The sequence below is a fragment of the Algoriphagus jejuensis genome (genome assembly GCF_039523455.1).
Classification (GTDB): domain Bacteria; phylum Bacteroidota; class Bacteroidia; order Cytophagales; family Cyclobacteriaceae; genus Algoriphagus; species Algoriphagus jejuensis.
Map to the genome: position 1 here is coordinate 136,035 of NZ_BAAAFI010000047.1, position 20,455 is coordinate 156,489.

General features: G+C 42.5%; 18 protein-coding genes. 1 reads left to right on the forward strand and 17 read right to left on the reverse strand.

What is annotated here, in order from left to right; genetic code table 11:
- From ABD031_RS19690 to ABD031_RS19755, 14 genes are all read right to left on the reverse strand, one after another.
- On the reverse strand, window positions 1-765 hold the full coding sequence (locus ABD031_RS19690) for a glycosyltransferase family 2 protein (protein ID WP_343854459.1): 765 nt from the start codon (window positions 763-765) through the stop codon (window positions 1-3).
- Window positions 737-1,420, reverse strand: coding sequence for an FkbM family methyltransferase (locus ABD031_RS19695; protein WP_343854460.1), 684 nt, complete (start codon window positions 1,418-1,420; stop codon window positions 737-739). Before ABD031_RS19695 ends, ABD031_RS19690 begins: the two co-directional genes overlap by 29 nt.
- On the reverse strand, window positions 1,417-2,643 hold the full coding sequence (locus ABD031_RS19700; RefSeq protein ID WP_343854461.1) for an ABC transporter ATP-binding protein: 1,227 nt from the start codon (window positions 2,641-2,643) through the stop codon (window positions 1,417-1,419). The genes ABD031_RS19695 and ABD031_RS19700 overlap by 4 nt, the downstream gene beginning before the upstream one ends.
- Window positions 2,640-3,437, reverse strand: a complete 798-nt coding sequence (locus ABD031_RS19705) for a polysaccharide pyruvyl transferase family protein (protein ID WP_343854463.1) — start codon at window positions 3,435-3,437, stop codon at window positions 2,640-2,642. The genes ABD031_RS19700 and ABD031_RS19705 overlap by 4 nt, the downstream gene beginning before the upstream one ends.
- Window positions 3,438-3,527: 90 nt before the next feature.
- Window positions 3,528-4,475 (reverse strand): hypothetical protein, encoded by a 948-nt coding sequence (locus ABD031_RS19710; RefSeq protein WP_343854464.1) that lies wholly within the window; start codon window positions 4,473-4,475, stop codon window positions 3,528-3,530.
- The gene (locus ABD031_RS19715) at window positions 4,475-6,064 is read right to left on the reverse strand and encodes an MBOAT family O-acyltransferase (RefSeq protein WP_343854465.1); all 1,590 of its coding nucleotides are present in this window, start codon (window positions 6,062-6,064) and stop codon (window positions 4,475-4,477) included. The genes ABD031_RS19710 and ABD031_RS19715 overlap by 1 nt, the downstream gene beginning before the upstream one ends.
- A 24-nt stretch (window positions 6,065-6,088) precedes the next feature.
- Window positions 6,089-7,036: a UDP-glucuronic acid decarboxylase family protein gene (locus tag ABD031_RS19720; RefSeq protein ID WP_343854467.1), complete on the reverse strand. Its 948-nt coding sequence runs from the start codon at window positions 7,034-7,036 to the stop codon at window positions 6,089-6,091.
- Between the two features lie 389 nt (window positions 7,037-7,425).
- Window positions 7,426-8,046 carry an acetyltransferase gene (locus tag ABD031_RS19725; protein ID WP_343854468.1) on the reverse strand — a complete coding sequence of 207 codons (621 nt, stop codon included), beginning with the start codon at window positions 8,044-8,046 and terminating at the stop codon, window positions 7,426-7,428.
- A 421-nt stretch (window positions 8,047-8,467) separates the two neighbouring features.
- Complete coding sequence (rffA, locus tag ABD031_RS19730) at window positions 8,468-9,634, reverse strand: dTDP-4-amino-4,6-dideoxygalactose transaminase (protein WP_343854469.1); 1,167 nt, start codon at window positions 9,632-9,634, stop codon at window positions 8,468-8,470.
- Window positions 9,635-9,998: 364 nt separating this feature from the next.
- The gene (locus tag ABD031_RS19735) at window positions 9,999-10,694 is read right to left on the reverse strand and encodes a GNAT family N-acetyltransferase (RefSeq protein WP_343854471.1); all 696 of its coding nucleotides are present in this window, start codon (window positions 10,692-10,694) and stop codon (window positions 9,999-10,001) included.
- 131 nt (window positions 10,695-10,825) lie between these two features.
- On the reverse strand, window positions 10,826-11,755 hold the full coding sequence (locus tag ABD031_RS19740; protein WP_343854472.1) for a glycosyltransferase family 2 protein: 930 nt from the start codon (window positions 11,753-11,755) through the stop codon (window positions 10,826-10,828).
- Between the two features lie 212 nt (window positions 11,756-11,967).
- Window positions 11,968-12,801: an ABC transporter permease gene (locus ABD031_RS19745; RefSeq protein ID WP_343854473.1), complete on the reverse strand. Its 834-nt coding sequence runs from the start codon at window positions 12,799-12,801 to the stop codon at window positions 11,968-11,970.
- 451 nt (window positions 12,802-13,252) lie between these two features.
- Complete coding sequence (locus tag ABD031_RS19750; protein ID WP_343854475.1) at window positions 13,253-13,759, reverse strand: winged helix-turn-helix domain-containing protein; 507 nt, start codon at window positions 13,757-13,759, stop codon at window positions 13,253-13,255.
- A gap of 88 nt (window positions 13,760-13,847) precedes the next feature.
- The gene (locus tag ABD031_RS19755) at window positions 13,848-14,201 is read right to left on the reverse strand and encodes a four helix bundle protein (RefSeq protein WP_343854476.1); all 354 of its coding nucleotides are present in this window, start codon (window positions 14,199-14,201) and stop codon (window positions 13,848-13,850) included.
- 364 nt (window positions 14,202-14,565) lie between these two features.
- Here ABD031_RS19755 and ABD031_RS19760 point away from each other — a divergent pair, with 364 nt between their 5' ends.
- A complete protein-coding gene (locus ABD031_RS19760) occupies window positions 14,566-15,939 on the forward strand; it encodes a hypothetical protein (protein ID WP_343854477.1) in 1,374 nt (457 codons plus the stop codon).
- On the opposite strand, the gene ABD031_RS19765 is transcribed toward ABD031_RS19760, so the two are convergent.
- Genes ABD031_RS19765 through ABD031_RS19775 form a run of 3 tightly spaced genes read right to left on the reverse strand, consistent with a single transcriptional unit; the run spans window position 15,900 to window position 20,067 of the window.
- Window positions 15,900-17,072 carry a hypothetical protein gene (locus ABD031_RS19765; RefSeq protein ID WP_343854478.1) on the reverse strand — a complete coding sequence of 391 codons (1,173 nt, stop codon included), beginning with the start codon at window positions 17,070-17,072 and terminating at the stop codon, window positions 15,900-15,902. The two genes, ABD031_RS19760 and ABD031_RS19765, sit on opposite strands and share 40 nt — an antisense overlap.
- Window positions 17,072-18,571 carry a hypothetical protein gene (locus ABD031_RS19770; protein ID WP_343854479.1) on the reverse strand — a complete coding sequence of 500 codons (1,500 nt, stop codon included), beginning with the start codon at window positions 18,569-18,571 and terminating at the stop codon, window positions 17,072-17,074. The genes ABD031_RS19765 and ABD031_RS19770 overlap by 1 nt, the downstream gene beginning before the upstream one ends.
- Window positions 18,562-20,067: a hypothetical protein gene (locus ABD031_RS19775; protein ID WP_343854481.1), complete on the reverse strand. Its 1,506-nt coding sequence runs from the start codon at window positions 20,065-20,067 to the stop codon at window positions 18,562-18,564. Before ABD031_RS19775 ends, ABD031_RS19770 begins: the two co-directional genes overlap by 10 nt.
- Window positions 20,068-20,455 lie beyond the last annotated feature (388 nt).

The window sequence follows — 20,455 nt, forward strand, 5'->3', positions numbered from 1 at the left end:
TTATATATTAAGTATCTTATTTTTCAAATTCCAGGCAAACACTCTAAATTTCGATGGAAATAACTGCTTATATTTTATAGGAATCTCTTCAAAAAAACTATCCTTAAACTTAGAATTTGTGCTCAAACCACCTGATGAGAAATTAGCAATAATCTTGTTTAAGTAGATGAATTTAGTTTTAGCACAACACTTTAAATTAAAATCCCAATCTGAATTAATGGGATACGACAAATCAAATTGTATATGATGAAAATTCAAAAACTCTCTTTTATAAAAAATTGATTGATGGCATATATTCTTTTTCAACATCCTGAACACATCAAACTCTCCGGCATAAATTTCCTGATCCTTCGCCCAATCAGAGTCACCATGAATTAAAACATCTCCATAGGCAACATTAAAATGGGTATTGGAAAGGGCAACTGAAACTGACTCCAATGTATGGTTTTCATATAACCAATCATCGGACCCCAAAAAATAGATCCATTTTCCTTTTGCTTCACGCAAACCTCTATTCATAGCATCGTAAACGCCTAAATCAGAATTCTGAAACCATTTAATCTGCTTGAATCCCGAATTTTGCAAATCTTTAACTATTTGGAATGTATTATCATCCGATCCACCATCCAAAATCAATACTTCATAATCAGACAGATATTGATTACACAACGATAATAGGCATCTTTCAAGAGACTTAAATGAATTTAAAGTCGGTATAACAATAGAGAAAAAAGGATTATGCAAACCAAATACTTTTAAGTACAAATATAGAATTTAAATAAGTATTACTATACTCAAAATAGCCTTGATCTTCTAAAAAATTAATCATCTCTATATTTTTCAGTCCTCTACCATCTGGAGAATACCCACTGGTTTCAACACATATAACTTTTGGAGAAAATAAACTAAAATCAATCGTCTTTAAAATTTCAAGATCGAGTCCCTCTACATCAATAGAAAGAAGATCAGGAAATTTAGAATCAAAATATTTTTCTAAAACATCTGAAATTGGTACTACTTTAATTTTGGACAAATAATCCAATTCCTTTTTTGAACTAATTAATAAATCGTATTCCTTTTTTGAAAAAGTACTCAAAGTAGAATCTTTCATACAATAAAAATCCAAAATCTCCTCTTTTGGACCAATTCCAATATTTAAGTTTATATCTTTCTTTCTCTTAATTAAAAACTCATTAAATAGAATTGGATTAGGTTCAATATTCAAACCTCTACATCCTTTATTATAAAACAACGCTGTGTTGCTCAAAAATTCAGGATGATGCGCTCCAATATCTAAATATGAAGGCTTTTTAATTCCAATTAATCTGAACAAATATAGAATTATCAAATCCTCTCCGCATTGCGAATAAGAAATTTTTGAATAGATGTTTTTCCTTCTAAAAATACTCCTGAGATTCATAATAATTCCGTTTTGAGAAAACATCTACCAATATCTTGACCACTCCACTTATAAAAAGCACTTCCATTGTCATAAATATCAAAAAACGCTATTCTATCTAAAATAAAAAAAGATTCATATTCGTCGTGAATTTGGAAATTAAAGTAGTATGAATCGGGAACAAGTACACTGCCTTCCACCATCAAATTAAATTCATTGTCTCCGATTTCTATATTATAGGGCTTTATATGAATTGTGCTAATTCTCTCTGATCCATGATTATAAAGAACTAATGATAGGATAACGTTGGAGTACTTTTTAGAAGATTTAAATAAACAAGAAATTCTAAAACCTTCATCATGCCCAAAATTAATACTAGAAGTTCCATTTTTTTGAAAAAGGAAAAATTGATCCACACAAATGAGTTGATTTGTAAAATCCAAATCACTCCTCCTGGTCTCTTTCTGACTTAAATACTTACTTATTGATTTTTTTGTATCTCCCTTAAATACGATTTCCCCTTGGCTAAGAACCAATGATTCAGAGCATAATGAATTCACCGCTCCCAAATTGTGACTAACAAACAACACTGTTCTACCTTGGTTTTTACTTACATCCTCCATTTTACCCAAGCATTTCCTTTGGAATTCATAGTCTCCCACAGATAAGACTTCATCAACAATCAAGATTTCAGGTTCTAGATGCGCAGCAACAGAAAAGCCTAGCCTTACCTTCATCCCGGAGGAGTAAAACTTAACCGCAGTATCAATAAACTTCTCAACTCCCGAAAAGTCTATGATCTCATCTAGCTTAGAGTCTATTTCTCGATGAGTCATTCCTAGGATAGTGCCATTCATGTAGATATTCTCTCGTCCAGAGAGTTCTGGATGGAATCCAGTCCCTACTTCCAATAGGGATGCTACCCGTCCTTCAATTGCTATTTTCCCAGCGGTGGGGTCTGTAATCTGAGAAAGAATCTTTAGTAGAGTTGATTTACCGGCACCATTTTTACCAATAACCCCTAAAACCTCACCTTCTTTCACCTCAAAATTAATGTCCTTTAGGGCCCAGAAAACGGACTCGTCTTCTTTCCCAAAATGGTTCATATCCCGAAGTATTCGAAGATTTTGCCAAGGCGATTTGATCAAATTAGCAAGCCGACCAGTTAAGGTTTCAGCATGTTTTTTCCGCAACCCTAACCTGTAACGCTTGGAAAGATTTTGGACTTTAATTACTGTTTTCAAAAAGATTCAAATTTTGCTTTAAGGGAATTAATTAGTTCATTTTTAGAATATGAAAGTTCTTTCAGATCACAGCTAGCTGACATTACGCTTTTAGTTTCTAACAAATCTAAAAGACTATGTGAATTCACCCTATGATAGTCAATCCCAACTCCAGAATAATAATCAATGTATTTAAAATCTCCGCCTAACACATTTTTTGAAATATCTATTCTAGCTGTAGGGATGCCATAAGATTCTGCTAGCACTAATCCATGAAGAGAACTGCTTAGAATCCGCTCACATTTCAACACCTCATCTGCAAATTCAAAAACATCTAGTTTTGGACTAATAATATTAATATCACTTCCATAGTAATTTTTTATATTAACGATTACCTTCTCGTCCAATTCTTTGAAATGCGGTATAATTCCTAATTGATAACATTTATTGGGATTCGGATGATAAAATTCCTTAAAAAGAAGAGCCGGATCACCCATAATATCAGTAGAAATACCAAATTTACTTTCCAATTTGGCTAAGGACAGCTTTCCACGTATAGCTAAAAGAGACACTGGTTTATAAACTAAAGAATCGCTCTCTGATAAAAACCCAGAACCCCATATAGAATAATTTTTCAGTCTACTGCCTAAAACACTTCCTATTCCTGATATGCATTCTCGATTGTATATATTAAAAGTTTTATTAGCACTAAGAATCCGCCTCTCAAGAATTGACTCAAAAATAAACTTATTTATGGAATCACCCCAATTCACCTCATAATCATAATAATAAATCAATGGAACAGAGGACGTCAATAATTCATAGGTTCCTTTAAGATTACAAGGTGACAACTTCCTACATACAGAATAGATCTTGTTTCTAAATTTCAAACTATAGATTATTAATTAAAAAACACAAATTTTAAATGAATGGTTAAAATAAACTTCCATAAACTTTTTAACACCTCTCGAATTCAAGTGACTACCATTATAAAAATTCCCAGTCTCGTAGGACAATGGGTTTGAAGTATAATCTTGAAATTCAACATCTATTCTGTTTGAAACGTCTCTATATTTCTGAATAATTTCATCTGAATTGACTATCAATTTTAAAGCTTCCTGATAGTAAGGCGCTACTACCCAGTGAATATCTATATCCCTAGCTTTTAGAATTAAACATAAATCTTGAAAATCTCCAAAAAGAGGTTCACTGACTATTTCTGAAATACCTTCTGCATTTTCTTGAGAAAATTTTTCAAAATTATTATCCCAACGAAAATTAGATTCTCTATAACCTTTATATAGATTTGGTTCCGAAAAATTAACACCAACTTTTTTCAAAAGTCCACGATATTTTAAATAAGGATTATTAGAATATTTTGCTATCGGAATATTCAAATAATCCTGATCTTGATTCTTGTTTAGTTTCAGAATAGATTTAACCATTTTTTCATCCCAAAATGGGAGAAATTGCTCATATCTATAAACACCTTCTATTGACTGAAATGAACCAAGATCGAGCGACCAAATTACTATTTTTGGTTCCTTATTGTGCTCTAAATAAAGATTTAAAACCTTTTTTTGAGACTCATATTTACTTCCGTCTAGCCCTAAGTTGTAACAAGTAAATCCAGTGTTGTTTTCAATGATTCTAGGATCAAAATGCACCAAAGCCCTAGACGATCCAACTATTAGGATATCAGCATCAATCCCACCCTCGATCACTTCACTCCATTTACTGATTTCCCGGTAAGACGAAGTTTTGATTCCTTTCTCGATCAAATAATCTACCCCATAGCAAAGACCTATAAATATTGTTGAGAAGATAAAAAGCTTAACCAGGAATTCGTTCATCAGAACTGAAAGTAAATAAACTCCTTGGCCTCAGTGAACACTCCCCAAAATACGATCAAAAAGGCAGTAAAGACATATGCTGGATACCTAAACCATTTATGTTGGAGCCGTACCATCCAATTGGATTCGTATCTCCCAATCCATTCAAGTATCAGAAACAGGATCAGTGCGATGCGAAGGTCGTACCCAAACCATAGGTAGTTTTCAGGAAGAAGTGAGTTTGAAACCATCCCATTCAAATACCCCCAGGCCTCTCCTACCGTATCAGATCTGAAAAACACCCAGGCCACACAGACCAGAGAAAAGGTCAAGATTATTTGAAAGACTTCTTTAAGCGAAGGAATCAATTGCTCACCCTCATGCAAATGAGCCCTATTCTTCCCCACCAAAAAGATTGGAATAAACAGTGCTGCATGGATCGCCCCCCAGAACACAAAGGTCCAGTTAGCTCCATGCCAGAAGCCAGACACCAGAAATACGATGAAGATGTTGCGAATGGCTTTGGCCTTTGACACTCTGCTTCCTCCCAGCGGGATATAGACATAATCCCGAAACCAGGTAGAGAGAGATATATGCCATCTCCGCCAGAACTCCGCGATGTCTCGACTGAAATAGGGAGTTCGGAAGTTTGTCATCAGCTCGAAGCCAAAGAGTTTGGCTACCCCGATTGCAATATCCGAATAGCCGGAGAAGTCTCCATAGATCTGAAAAGCAAAGAGGATCGCACCCATGATCAGTTCTAAACCTGAGGCAGTTTGATAGTTCGCGAAGATCGGGTTGACAACCAGGGCACAGTTGTCGGCGATGACCATCTTCTTGAAGAGTCCCCAGAGGATCAGCTTCATCCCATCGGAACCTTGCTGGTATTGAAATTCCCGCTTCCTGAAGAACTGGGGCAGCAGATTGGAAGCCCGCTCGATGGGACCTGCAACGAGCTGAGGAAAGAAGGCCACAAAGGTGAAGAAGGCAATCGGGTCTTGGGTAGGCTTCAGATTTCCGCGATAGACGTCGATAGAATAACTCAGGGTCTGAAAGGTGTAGAAACTGATTCCTACAGGCAGGATTAAGTTTAGCGTACTGATATGGGCTTGAAACCCCAAGGTTTCGATCAAGTCAGCGGCTGAATCGATAAAGAAATTAAAGTATTTAAAGAAGGCTAGCAGGCCGAGATTGAAGACAAGAGAGATGCTGAGATAGAGTTTGCGGTTGGATGGTGAGACTTGTCCGGATGGTGAGACTTCTCCTGTCGTCGAAGTGATTGGCAATTCATTTCGACCATCGGGAGAAATCTTATCGAGAGGAGTGCCATGATGGATGAGACCTCTCCTATCGTCGAGGTGACTGGTTCCTATCGTCGAGGTGACTGGTCCAGATGGCGTGACGGTTCCCATCTTGATCCCACACCAGTAATCCACCGCCGAACTTGCGATGATCAAGCCCAAAAACCTCCAATCCCACCATCCATAAAACACATAGCTAGAAAGAAGAAGAAAGGCATTTTGCATCTTCAAATTCTTCTGAAATACAAACCAATATAATAGGAATACTATCGGTAGGAAGATCAGGAAGGTGAAGGAGTTGAAAAGCAACGGGCAGCTAGAACGTTGGTGGTTTTAAGACTGAATTTTCAACGTTGGATTCTGAAAATAATGGATCGTATCAGTAAGCCCCTTTAACAGCTCTACTTTGGGTTTCCAATCCAATATTTCAATGGCTTTCCTGATATCCGGCTGCCTTTTTTTTGGATCATCCTGAGGCAAAGTTTTGTATATCAGCTCGCTTTTGCTCCCAGTTTGTTGTATGATCAATTGTGCCAACTCTATCATAGTAGTCTCTACAGGATTGCCAATGTTAATAGGTCCGGTGATATCTTTATCCGACTGCATCAATTTGTAGAGGCCATCAATCAAGTCATCTACATAGCAGAAACTCCGAGTTTGTGACCCATCACCATAGATAGTAATAGGTCTATTTTCCAAAGCCTGGAGAATAAAGTTGCTGACAACCCTCCCGTCATTCGGCTGCATATTTGGTCCATACGTATTGAAGATTCGAGCAACTTTGATTTCTAGCCGATGCTGGCGGTGATAGTCGAAGAAAAGCGTCTCAGCACATCTCTTGCCTTCATCATAACAGGCCCTTGGTCCTATAGGGTTAACATTCCCCCAGTATTCTTCCAGCTGAGGATGAATAGCCGGATCTCCGTACACTTCGGATGTACTAGCTTGAAGGATTTTGATTTTAAGCCTCCTTGCCAATCCAAGCATATTGACTGCCCCAATCACCGATGTCTTGGTGGTCTGCACCGGATCAAACTGATAATGTACGGGGCTGGCGGGACAGGCTAAATTGTAAATTTCATCCACCTCCACAAACAACGGCAACGTAATGTCGTGCCGAAGTAGCTCGAAGTTTTTATAGTCCAACAACTCATGGATATTTTGTCTTCGTCCCGTAAAGAAATTATCAACACACAGCACCTCGTTACCTTCTTTCAAAAGCTTTCTGCATAAGTGAGACCCCAAAAATCCGGCTCCTCCGGTTACTAAAATCCTCTTCATTTTACTTAATTGTGATGGTTCATTAAAAATTGCTGACCTACTACTGAATGCTTCATGACGGTGAGATCGCATTGGTGTTTGAAGATTGCTACTCTCCTTCGTCGCTCCTACCAGCTATTTCGACCACTGGTAGTAATCTTATTATTCGGCCCCGTCATTTCGAACGCGGGGAGAAATCTTATGGGGTGGGGTGGTACTAAAATGTTAGACCTCTCCTATCGTCGAGGTGACGTTACCAATTGTGAGAACTCTCCTTTCGTCGAGGTGACGTTACCCAATTGTGAGAACTCTCCTTCGTCGAGGTGACGTTCCCTGATGTTAAGGTGACACGTGACCGAGACCTTGTACTTGATACTAACTACTGGATACTAGATACTACTTTCTGATACTTACGACCTGCCTTTAACTACCCTTCCCGGCACTCCGACAACGGTCAGGCCGTCGGGTACGTCTCGGGTCACTACAGCACCTGCACCAATCCGTACCTCCCGCCCTATCCTCAATTTAGGCAGGATCGTAGCATTGGCACCGATGGAGCATAGGTCTCCGATCTGCACCCGACCCAAGACCATCGCGCCGGGACCTACTTCGGTAAATTCCCCAATGCGGGTTTCGTGGTGGATCTGGGCTCCGGTGTTGATCAGACTGCCTTTTCCGATACGGGTATTGGGTCCGATAAAGCAGCGATGAAAGATATCTGCCGCTTCGCATTCCGCATATCCGCTGATCAATGCCCCTTGTCCTCTCAGCGCAGTGAGCATCCCTCCCCAGCCGGTCAACTGTTGGTATAGATGCTGTCTGAATTTTGGACTGCCAACTCCCAAAACAAATTCCTGCTCCTGCCGAAACAGTTCCCGAATAGCTTCCTCCGAATGGATAACCGGGTAGCTCGCCTGTAAGTCCAAGATCGATTTGTCCTGATCAAAAACGCAAAGTTTCTCGGCCGTACCGCTTGCGAGCAGGATATCCAACACTTCGAGTGCATGCCCTCCGGCACCGGCTATGAGCATCTATTAAGTTGAGCAGTTGTCATTTCGATCATTCGAACCCACCATTTCGACCTCTGCGATGGCTATCGGCAGGGAGAAATCTTATCGTTCCGACCCGTCATTTCGACGGCAGGGAGAAATCCTATCATTCCGACCCGTCATTTCGACGGCAGGGAGAAATCTTATGGTGTGGAGTGGCACTAAACTGTGAGACCTCTCCTGCGTCGAGGTGACGTTACCCAATTATGAGACTTCTCCTATCGTCGAGGTGACTAGTGCTGTAGTAGAGATGTCTTTCTCACAGCTTCGCTCCTTCAGTCCCGTTCAAGACCTCCAATTGACTGAGTAATAAAATTACTCAGTCAATTGGAAAAAGCAATAAGTCATTTCGACCACAGGAGAAATCTTAAAGTATGAGATAGGATCTTTCCAAATGTTGAGGTTACCCTAGTGTTGCAGTGATGTCAGGTAATTCATAAAACATCGGAAGTCTCAGCAGGCAATCGCTGAAGCGATCCGCATGCGGCAAGTTTCGGAGATATTGTTCCGGAAAGTATTTCTTAGCCATCGCCGACCGGTGAAGGCTTTGATAGTGGAAAACCGCCAAGATCCCCGATTGCTTCAGACGCGCCGCGAAGTCCGTCCGCCTACTATGGTCGGCGAAAAGAAGGTAGAACAGATGGGCATTGCCCAGATCTGAGGCCTGAGAGAAGCTAAACGCCGCTCTTTCCAAGCCCTGCTTCGCCTCTGCAAAGTATCCTAGATACCGTGAATTCAACAGCGAGGGCTTTTGCTCCCCAGAGCTAAAATAAGTGTAGTAGTCCAGCCAAATCGCTTTTCTCCTTGCCTGAATCCGGCCCAGGTTTTCGAGCTGAGCCCAGAGATATGCGGCATTGAGTTCGGAGGGTAAAAATGAACTTCCTATATCCACCCAACTGTATTTGTCAACCTCACCCCGGAAAAAGGCTGCGCGATCGGTGCCTTTTTCCCAGATGATCTCAGCTCGATGAATCAGGCCTGGATCGTTGATTGCCAGCATTCCCCCTTCTCCGCATTGGATGTTTTTGGTTTCGTGAAAGCTAAATGCACCGAGGTGACCGATACTTCCGAGCGGTTTTCCCCGGTAATCTTGGTCGATGGCCTGGGCAGCATCCTCTATCACAACGAGATGGTGCTTGGCAGCAAGGGCCATGATGGAGTCCATCTCGCAGGCGATTCCTCCATAGTGGACGACGACAATCGCCCTGGTTTTGTCGGTGATCAGCTCCTCAAGCAGGCTTTCGTCCAGATTGGGATGCTCGGCTTTACTGTCTACGAAGACGATCTTGGCACCCCTGAGGACAAAGGCATTGGCCGTCGAGACAAATGTAAAACTGGGCAAGATCACCTCGTCGCCGGGCTGAATGTCCAAGAGGATCGCCGCCATCTCCAAGGCATCGGTGCAGGAGGAAGTCAGAAGGCACTTTTGAAAGCCATATCGCTGTTCAAAAAACGCCTGACACTTTTGGGTATAGTGGCCATTTCCCGAGATTTTACCTCTTTGGATAGCATCCCGAATGTAGTCCAGCTCGTTGCCGCTAAGGAAAGGTTTGTTAAAGGGGATGGTCACAGGAAGCAGTGTTCAGTTTGCAGTCGCAGTGTTCAGTCATTTCGACTGAAAGGAGAAATCTCACTATACGGACCAGTCATTTCGACCGCAGGGAGAAATCTTTTTATTTGAAGTAACAATAACCAAAAGACCTCTCCTATCGTCGAGGTGACTGGTGTTAATGTTAAAAGCACTTCTACCGTCGAGAGCACCAGTCATTTCGACTGAAAGGAGAAATCTTACAATTATAAGCAGTAATCCTAACTATGAGATCTCTCCTAGCGTCGAGGTGACTGGTGTTAATGTTAAAAGCACTTCTACCGTCGAGAGCACCAGTCATTTCGACCGCAGGGAGAAATCATTCAATTATAAGCAGTAATCCTAGCTATGAGATCTCTCCTAGCGTCGAGATGACAGGCTGAGGTGACTGGTGCCAATGATACACCCACTCCGTTATTGTCAACTCATACCCCAGAGATCGATAGAGCTTGCAGGCAGGAAGGTTTTTTTGTTGAGTTGGGATCAGCATCCGCTCAGCGCCCATTTGGATTGCAAAAGCTTCGGCGGCAATCACTAGTTTTCTACCCCAACCCTGCTTTCTATAGGCAGAGTCCACGGCAAGCAGTCCGATCTTCGCAAGCTGTCCCTCAACCGAAACCGTCACTAGTCCTTCTTGATTTGTTGCACAAAAGATCTCACCTTTTTCCCAGACCTTGCGAATCCAAAGGCGGTAAAGCTTTTCAAATTCACCGTTTTTCAGACGTAAGTCTGTCTTAAATCGGGAATAAACGCCGCTCTCCAAGGCGAGATGAGTCAGACTTTCCTGCAGCTCACCTTCCCATCTTTGAATGTCTTTTGGCAGGGATACCTCTTGGTTCAGGTGTTCCAAATAAGTCAGTTTAACATCAACCAGCGCAATTGAACTGGATTTGCAGCTGAGTTCCTTTTCAGAGTAGAGGTAAACCAACTGAAAGGGATGAGCTTCCTTTAGGAAAGTCTCTTCATTCCAATTGTCCGTAACCAGACATTTTCCGACAGGATAGCCAAAAAGAGCGGAATCAAAAGGAAGTGGGGTGATCAAGAGCGACCTAATTTAAAATGAAAAAATGGGTAATTTAAAATGGAACTTGGTTTAGAAAATGCTTAATAGCGTCGGACAATTTTAAACTTTAAATTCAAAAATTTTAAATTGAATAGACTGCTCTCATCATTTTACTCAATCGCTTGTCCTACTCTTTTCTCCACGATATAAATCGGACGGTTTTTGACGCCTTCAAAGGTTTTACCCACATACAAGCCGACCATGCCCAAAGTCGCCAAGATAAAACCGGTGAGCATCCAAATAGAAATAATCAGCGAAGCATATCCCGCTACGACAATGTCTCCATGCAAGTACCGATACAGGGTATAAAGCGCAAACAAAAAACCTGTCAAGGCTACGAGCAAGCCCAGTTTGACGGTTAACCGGATAGGTTTGTCGCTATAGGCGAGCATGATGTCCAGGCCAAGATCGAACAGCCTTTTGAAATTGTAGCTACTCTCCCGTTCATCGTTTGCCGCATGGACGACGTCGACGGTAGTCTGTCGAAAACCAACCCACCGAACCATGGTAGGGAAATAGCGGATGGACTCTCGCATACCGACTATTTCACCAACAACTTTTCTGGCGTAAATCCCAAAGTTGGCAATGGTCTCGTCTTGATGTGAACCGGTAAGCCAGGCGAGTGTTCGATAGAAAAGTTTGGAAGAGATACGCTTGAAAAACCCGTCTTGGCGGTTGGCTCTTCGGGCGAGCACCACATCGAAGCCTTCTTGGGCTTTGGCAAACAATGCCAAAATCTCCTCGGGTCTATCCTGGAGGTCGCAGTCCATCACCACAACCCAGTCTCCCTTGGCCGCATCCAAACCCGCGGTGATCGCGTAGTGCTGTCCGAAGTTGCGGGAAAGCTTAATACCTCTGACGCGGGAATTTTGCGCAGCAAGACCTTCGATGACGCTCCAAGACCCGTCGGGGCTCGCATCATCCACAAGGATAATTTCAAACTCTTGTGTTATCCCGCCCACAGCCGCTTCAATCCTGCTGACCAATTCAGAAAGCAGTTGCTCGGCGCGGTAGACAGGGGAAACGATGGTAAGGAACAAGGGGTCTAAAGTGAAGAGTTTAGAAGGTAAAGTGGCCAGTGGCAGTGATCAGTATCGGCGTGTTGACAAAGTCATTTCGAAGCTACGGTCTAACCCGTCATTTCGACCAGCGGGAGAAATCCTATCATCCGGACGGGTCATTTCGACCAGAGGGAGAAATCTTATAGTGTGAAGTAGTAACACCATTGAGACCTCTCCTGCCGTCGAGGTAGCTACGCTACATCAGCAAAAATCCGTTCCATCCTGCGAAAATACATCATCCCAAAGATGAAGAACACCACCGCGACGATACTTCCCGGCCAGATCCATTCCCAAGGCATTGGACGATTGAGGAAAGCTGCGCGAAAGCCTTCGATCACTCCGACCATCGGGTTGAGGACGTACAAACTCTGGTATTGTTCCGGCACCGCAGTCGTACTGTAAACGACCGGCGCAGCATAGAGCAGCAGTTGCACCACAAAGGTCAGCGCGTGCTTCACATCCCGATATTTAACAGCCAAAGCCGAAAGAAACATGCCAATGCCCAGTGAACACATCAAGAGCTGAATGATCAAAATAGGAAGAAAAGCGATTCCCCAACCCGGCATCTGTCGAAAGTAGATCAACATCCCCACCACCACGACAAAGGCAATGATAAAATCCAAGAGCTTGGAAAGGATGGCCGAAAGCGGCAAAACCATCCTCGGGAAGTAGACTTTGGTAATCATGTTGGCATTTTGAATCAGAGAATTGGCGGACTCGGTGAGGGTACCGGAGAAGTAGTTCCAAGGCCAAAGTGCCAAGTAAGAAAACAGGATATAGGGCATCCCGTCAGAGTCCACTTTGGCCAATCCTCCAAAGACCAACGTAAATACGACCGTGGTAAACAAGGGCTGTATGATCGCCCAAGCTACGCCCAACACCGACTGCGCATAGCGCGCTTTGATCCCCCTCAGTGTGAGAAAGTAAAGAAGATCCTTGTATCTCCAGAGTTCATCAAAATCCACCATCTTCCAACCGGAGCTGGGTTCTATGATTTTTACTGTTTTGGAGTTGGGGGGAGTCATGGATTAAGTGTTGTTGGTAGCGTGGTCATTTGACCGATTAGTAATTTTGACCGCAGGGGAAAATCTTATCATTCGGACCCGTCATTTCGACCGCAGTGAGAAATCTAATTATGTGGAGTAGTAACAACATTGAGACCTGTACTATCGTCGAGGTGACTGGTGCAAGCGTTGAAAGAACCCCTGACGTCGAACCTACCAGTCATTTCGACCGTGGGGAGAAATCTTATAGTGTGGAGTAGTAACACCATTGAGACCTCTCCTATCGTCGAGGTGACTGGTGCAAGCGTTGAAAGAACCCCTGACGTCGAACCTACCAGTCATTTCGACCGTAGGGAGAAATCTATTTATGTGAAATAGTAACACCATTGAGACCTCTCCTATAGTCGAGGTGACGGATCCAAACCGTGAGACCTCTCCGATCATCGAGGTGACGGCGAGTCGAAGAAGCCGCCTACTTTCCAAAGACCATAATCCCCTGAATATTTCCCGGATCTTCATCCAAAAGAGTCACTTGTACCTTCCGCTGGATCTTCTCGTAGGTCTTGTCCACGATAAAATCCAGATACGCCTTGTCTAGATTTTTACCAACCAAAATCAATTCAATCGTCCCTGAGTCCAGTCCGTGCGCATAATCTCCGACGATATACGCTTTCTCCACCTCTCCCATTCTTCGCACGATCCGCTCCATCAGGTCCTCCAAACCCAGGAATTTAGACACCATACCGGTGATTTCAGAGAAAAAAGGATGGGAATGGTTTGCCCGATACACCTTGGTTTTGCCTTCATCTTCGGCCAAAAGCAATCCGGCCTCGGTCAGTCGATTAAGTTCAACCCGGACGGAATTGGTAGACTCGTCAAACTCCTTGGCAAGAGAGCGCAGGTAGCCTGAATTGGCATGTGCAAAAAACTTCAACAGAAGCTTGATGCGGGTTTTGGATGTGACGAGGGAGTCGAGCACTAATGAATTTAAAATTGAAGGAAAAAAAAATTTAAAATGTAAAATGAGCCCGACTGCGGGATATAATTAAACATAGGAAAACGGTACTTTACTGTAAATTCTCCCGAGATTTCTTAATGATGGAATTAAGTAGAAGAATTATCTCCTCAATCTCATTTTTCAAATAGGGCATGGATTGATTCTCACCAAGCAACTCTTTCCTGTCGAGAACTCTTATCCAGTATCTGGTTTCTCTTGCTTCTTTGTTTGAAATAGTAAGTTTAGCCACGAAATCAAGCTTAGAATGGGCAGCTTGTGCCTCCTCCACGTTTGCACCAATTGATGTTCCTGCTTTTACCAGCTGGTCAGCCAATTTGAAATGGCCATGTTCTCTTAAAAACAGATAAGCTCCTATTATCTCCTGAGCGAATCGAAAAGTCTTGTCAACAATAACATTTGCCATAGGATAAAATTTAAAATGGAAAAGAATTTAGCATTCAAAATGAAGGGTAAAAGAAATTTAGAATTAAAAAGAAGATGCCAACCGATGCCTTTTCAAAGGATTTTAGGATCAACCATACGGAATACTCAATTTTAAATTAATCATTTCCCATTTTAAATTCCTGAAAGCTTCGCCCGGTCAGTCCCGATGCAGGCTTATTGATTGAGTAAAAAAATTACTCGGTCTGGGCAAAATTAGTCGGTCTGGGGAAATTTGCAAGAGTTTGCAAAAACGCCTGAAAAACGAAAAATTGGAAGTCAGTCAATTAATTTCAATTTTGCTGCCGGTAATTCCCGGATTTGCCGGCGGAATAAGCTGTTTTTAAATGACTATTGGGAAATTGGGAAAGGTATATGGTCCGCTGATTCTGTTGGGGGGGATATTGGCAGTCTATGTTTATTTTTTCTCCTTTTTGGGAACTAGCTACTCCCCCTACTACGGGGACGAATTTTTTTATTTCAAAAACTCAGAGAGCTACTACCTAACCCATAGCCTGAAAGCCTCCTTCACCTATAGCGGAAATGGTGCTAGACTTCTCGGTGCAGACGCGCATGGCCCCGCCTACCCACTCCTCTACGGAGCAATCGCAAAACTCATCGGATGGAATGGATTGACTATCCCTATCGTCAATGGAAGCATTTTGATTTTGGCAATTCTGATGCTGCTGTGGAGCAAAGAAGCCAGCCTGGAGACAAAACCACTTCATTGCCTATTGATTCTTGGAAGTCCTATCACCCTATTCTACGCGATCACCTACCTCCCGGAACTGATCCAGATTGCCGGCGCGATTGGCTTGTACCTCATCCTGCAGCGCTATCTTTCGACGAAAAGTCTGACTGACTTCCTTGTCTTATCTACTTACGTTCTTATCCTTGGATCTATCCGAAGCACCTGGTTTTTCGCGTTTTTCGGACTGATCCTATTATCCGGCCCGATCAAGGGCCTTGCTAAAATTTTCTATTTCATATTGGGATTGATCCTGCCGTTTTTATACCAGCACTTCCTCCATGAGCAGGTGCCAAACACGTTTTCCGGTTTGGGAGAAATGATTGCAAAACAAGGGCTCTTTGCCGGACTGGATGCTGTCTTTTTCAATTTAAAGCGTAACATCTATTTTGCCTTTACCTACACGGAAGGACTTTTTTACACGGTTCAGAAGCTGTGGATCGCAGGATCTCTGATCGTTTCCGCATTGCTATTTAGAAAAAGCAAGCTGATCGGATTTGGAGTGATCGTTCTTCTCAGTATGATTGCGTTCAACGTGATACTCTATAAGAATTATGCCTGGACAGAATTAAGGATGTACGCCCCCCTGACATTTTTTTTGAATTTGGGGATGGTTTCAGATTCTCGAAACCGCCATCCTGCGATCGGGCTAACCTCGCTAAGCCTTTTATCCTTTATCCTAATTCTACCGCTTCAGCAGACGCTGATGAATTTTCGGACGCATCCGAACGTCCTCTCAATTCCAGATACCATCCTCCAAGAAATCGAAAATCTGGATGCGCCCTTGGTGTATGTTGACACCACAATTCTCAACGAATACCAGATCACCGAGGTACCGGTTTTGACTTCCAAAAAACAGCAAATCCGGTATATTCTACCCTACTATTCTATCCCAATGGCAGCTCCAATCCATATTTTCAAGTTGGACAAGGCTCAGCTCACGATAAAGTCCGAGAAGATTCTCAGCCAATAACCCACTCCCCAAACGACTTGAATCAGGTAAATCAAAAACAAGACTACAACCTTGCCGCTATACTTTCTTCCACTGTCCAAGAATTCTCTGGAGACGGTAAGTACAATACTCAAATGACATAATAAGAGCGCAATTGGGATCTGCCAATAGAAATTCCCATGGAATTCTCTATAGCCTGTCTCAGCGAACAGCAGAAAAATAGCCAAAGCGAAAAACAATAAGATCAGGGAGAAGCAAAACAATTGCGAGTCAAATGCCCGCTTTTGCCAAAAAGCCAAATACAGGATAAGGAGTGGAAAACTGGAAATAAAATCAAAAACCGGCTCGTACGAAAAATGGCGCCAAACTTTCAAAGGGCTTAGCACGACCTGGGATTTTTCCTCTTCGGTGTACAGCTCTGCTAACATCGGATCCCAATTGAAGATCAGGTGCTTTTCCAACAAAATCAAAAGAAAAAAAACAATCCCGATTCCAAAAGACAGGATCAAGGACATGGAAATTTTTCTTTCACGAAGGAAAAGGTAAAAGGGAAGGGTTGGAACATACGCGAAAAGAAAACTGGGTTTGATCAAGAGTATCACCAGACCAAATGCCAAGATGGGGAAGACGTCCTTAACATCTTTCGATTCGAGCCAGTTGAAGGTCTTTTTGACCAAGATAATGCAGAACGGAAATACACAGATCAAGGTGGAATTATGCCAGATGGTCTGCGTGAATTTCCCCAAATACCACAGCGTGCCATCGATAGCGGGAATGTAAATAGGACTGACCACGAGAAATGAAAAGACAAGTGAAAAAACCAGAGTGTCTCTGAATTCCGGCAGCGACGCCCTAAACCAGGAATAGATCAGTCTATATTTCCACCAAAAGAAAAATGTCAATACAATCGCAGAGCTGGCAACAAAGGGATATTTGATTCGAATGAGCAAATCCACCAAATAAATCAGTGCATAGTAGCCGGGAGGCAATGGAAAAAAACCTGCCTCAAGATATTCTACGAGAAGAAGATTGTGAGATTTGACATCCACGTAGTATGGCAAGCTGGTAATCAAAAAAACCAGGGTGGAGAAGTAAAATCCCAGAACAAAGAGATCAAACCTTCGGAGAAATATCTGTCTTAAAAACCACTTCATCATTTGTACACCAAAAGGACTTGGTCGGAAGTACTGGGTATTTGGATTTCGGAATCGAAGTAAGCTGAATTGCTCGCAAAGGTGGCGGAGTCAACCAAATAGACTCTCTCTGAACTAACGTTCACGCCCCTGTACTTTTCTAGCAAAGTCGGCCAACCGAATGTTTTGAAAGGTAGCGGCTTTTGAAAAAGGAGATCCGTGTATAGATTTCCGGCCCCGATCAAATAGACTTCCCTATGTCCTTGCTCTTGAATCGAAGTAATCTGAACGTTGAGATTCTTGTCAGGGCGACGGTTTTGACTACTTTTTGTATAAGAATATAAATGGTTGGCCATCGCCAGAAGTAGCGTAAACATTATTCCCACCATTGGGACTCTTGAAAATCTCTCACTACGGGTCTGGCTTAGACTAGATGAGAAATACGCCAGGAAAACAAGGGCGTAAATTTGGATTTTAAGCAGAAAAAAAGGTGACAAGAGCAACACAATCATCCCCAAAACCAAAAAAAATCTCATTGCCAGTTTCCAGTGGAGGAAAAGTGAAAATGCAACAAACAAACCCATCAACCCGATAAAAAAGCGCTCATGGTTGATATAGGTTGTCAGATTACTTGCGAGAAAACCTACTCCAAACTTGACGCCCCTTTGCTCGTCAAGTTTGCTTTTCCAGGATTCCAAATTTCCATCTAGTTCATTGTCCCTGCCAAAATCCATCAAGCCATTGGCGAAATGGTACAAGTCAGGATCAGTCACTCTATATTCATCCTTGTACAATTGTAACATCGGATGGTCAAAAACCTGGGATCGCAGCGTATTAGTTCGCTGAAATTCTCCCAGGCCGGAGGCTTCGATCCACCATTGGGAAAGGCCATACCCCAATACAAGAATCAATGCTGGAAGTGCAAGGCGCTTGAGCAGGTGAAGGTTTCGAACGGTTAAGAGATTCAATACCAGGTAAGCCGCCAAAAAAAGAAAGAGTACTTCGGGTCTGATCAGAAAGCCGATGAGTAATAAAAGATCGGTAACGTATAATCCAAAATAAAGAGAATTCTCCGCCGACTCCCTCCCAAATCTATTGGCGAAACCCGCTGAAATGGCAAAGGCAGAAACGATAGAGAATTGTAGAAAAAACAGGAAATGAACAAGCAAACACAGCGAAAACAAAGACCAAACCTGTGCAGACAGGTGGTCCTGGACCTTCGCCCAAATCAAACGCAAGTATCCCAGATAACTCAAATACATCACCAAAAACCAACAAGCTGGATACCATTTCATCTCAGGCGCTAGGGTATAGAGTTTGGCAAAGCACCAACTCAACGCGGGGTGAATAAATACCGCGTAAGTTTCAGGCGTGCCGGTATACGCTCCAGAAACCAGCCACATCATGATCTCGTCGTCATTTACTTGAAATCGCCACGGAAGAAACCAGATGACAATCACTCCGACCGCACCCAACAAAGTCCAAACTAAAACAAACCGTTCCCTACTCGTCAATCCCATAGCAATAACAGTGAATCTGCCTGATAAACTCCTAAGTTTTGACGGTGAGTAAAATGCCAGTTTTCAGGCAAGCTATCCAGCCCGTTATAGATCATTTTTCCGGGTTCAAATTCAAAAAAATCGGTAAGCTGGCTTTTATCCCAGATTCCTGGAGAATAAGGAGTTTGAAGTCCGGAAAGCCAAATTAGTCCCGGAATACGATATGCCGCCAAAAGTGGCTTGGAATGGTCGTTGATCGTTGACTTTTTAATCCCGTTCAACACTGCCACCAACTCGGGATCCAAATACAGGGTCTCCCGCTCGTTTCTGTTCCAGACTGTTGTCTTCTTCCAAAGCGAGCTGTTCTGACCAAAGGGATGCCACCAGATTCCGTTGAACACCAACAAGATTGCCAAAGCAGACAGTCCAAAATTCATCTCCCAATAAGGGAATTTCAACATCCATCTGAGTGCCAGGATCCAAAAAACCCAATAGTGGACTCCGATTCGCAACCAATAAACATTGCTTCCGAAGTGAAGCAAAAAAGGCAACGCCAGCAGAAGTAAAACCCAAAGATTTACCCGAATGAGCTTAAAGTCCCCCTCACCTACAAAAAACCCGAAAAGCACCGATGAAACCAATAGAATTAAATGATTCCATTCGTCGGTAATGTGAGTCACATAGCAAATTACCGCAAAGCCATAGACGCCGATGATCTTAACGGCCGGCAAAAATGAGCTTTTCTTCTTGTTGAAATAGCCCAAAGCAAAACCAAGCAAGCCCGAAATCAGGATCCAAAACCCTCCTACTCCGATACTCAGAAGCATCGTCTTCAATTGGTATCCGGGTCTGAGAGAATTTAGGGGGATTCCTTCCTGCAACCTATCGACCACATTTTCATTTAAAACCATCAAGAATACCAATTCCAGAAGAAGAAAGGGAATAAGCATTGCGACAAACAGGATTGGCTTCCCTTTTTTTCCCAGAAATAAAATACCAATAGTCAGCGGGAAAAGAATCAAAGCCAGGGAAACCTTGATATAAACCAGAAAACCCAAAACAAGCCCGAGCAGAAGTAATGATTTCAGCGACAGTTGCTTTTGAGAGATCAGCTTCAACCAGCAACAAACCAGCACCACCGTCAACGAATTGTAGGAAAGACTTGGTGGTAGAAAAGCATAGCCCACTAAGAGTCCCAAAAAAGCGATACAGAAGATCTCCGCGCTCAATCGGGATTCTTCTTGAATATTTTTCCAAAAACCAGCCAATGCCAGCGCGCCGACAAAATAGCTGATCAAGCGGATAATCCGGAGCTCAGCCAATGAAAAGGAGTGCCCGGTAATTTGGAAAAAGAGTTTGAAAAATAAGTCGTAATTGAAAATCCCGGCAATATTGTTCTGGAGTGGATCAGCTAGCAACACATACAAGCCTTCATCCGAAATATCGAATCCACGGTTGACTCCCGCCAATACTATAAGAATACACACCACAGATGCACTCGCCAAGAGTTTAACCATTCTCGAAAATAAGAACTAAGTGTGGATGGTAAGGAAATCATCCACGAAAAAGGAACCTCCACAATGGTTCAAAAGAAGAGATAGTTTCGGCTTCCGCTTTGGATATAGATAACCAAATTCCGTTTCTTTCTTTGATTTAAACGCTACTAAATCATCCGACTGTAAACGTTATGGAGTCTGAAACCGAATTATTGGATAGATTAAAATCGATCTCGAAATAATGTTAAAATGTGGAAAACTTTTAATCCATTATCCCAAAAAATACCCAGTACAGGGTATTTTTCTGAACCTTCCTATATGTACATTTGATCAGGGTGATTAAGCAACTTTTCTCAATATTTTTTCTAGAAATTATCAAAGGGACTTTTTTAAACACTTTTTTTCCCTT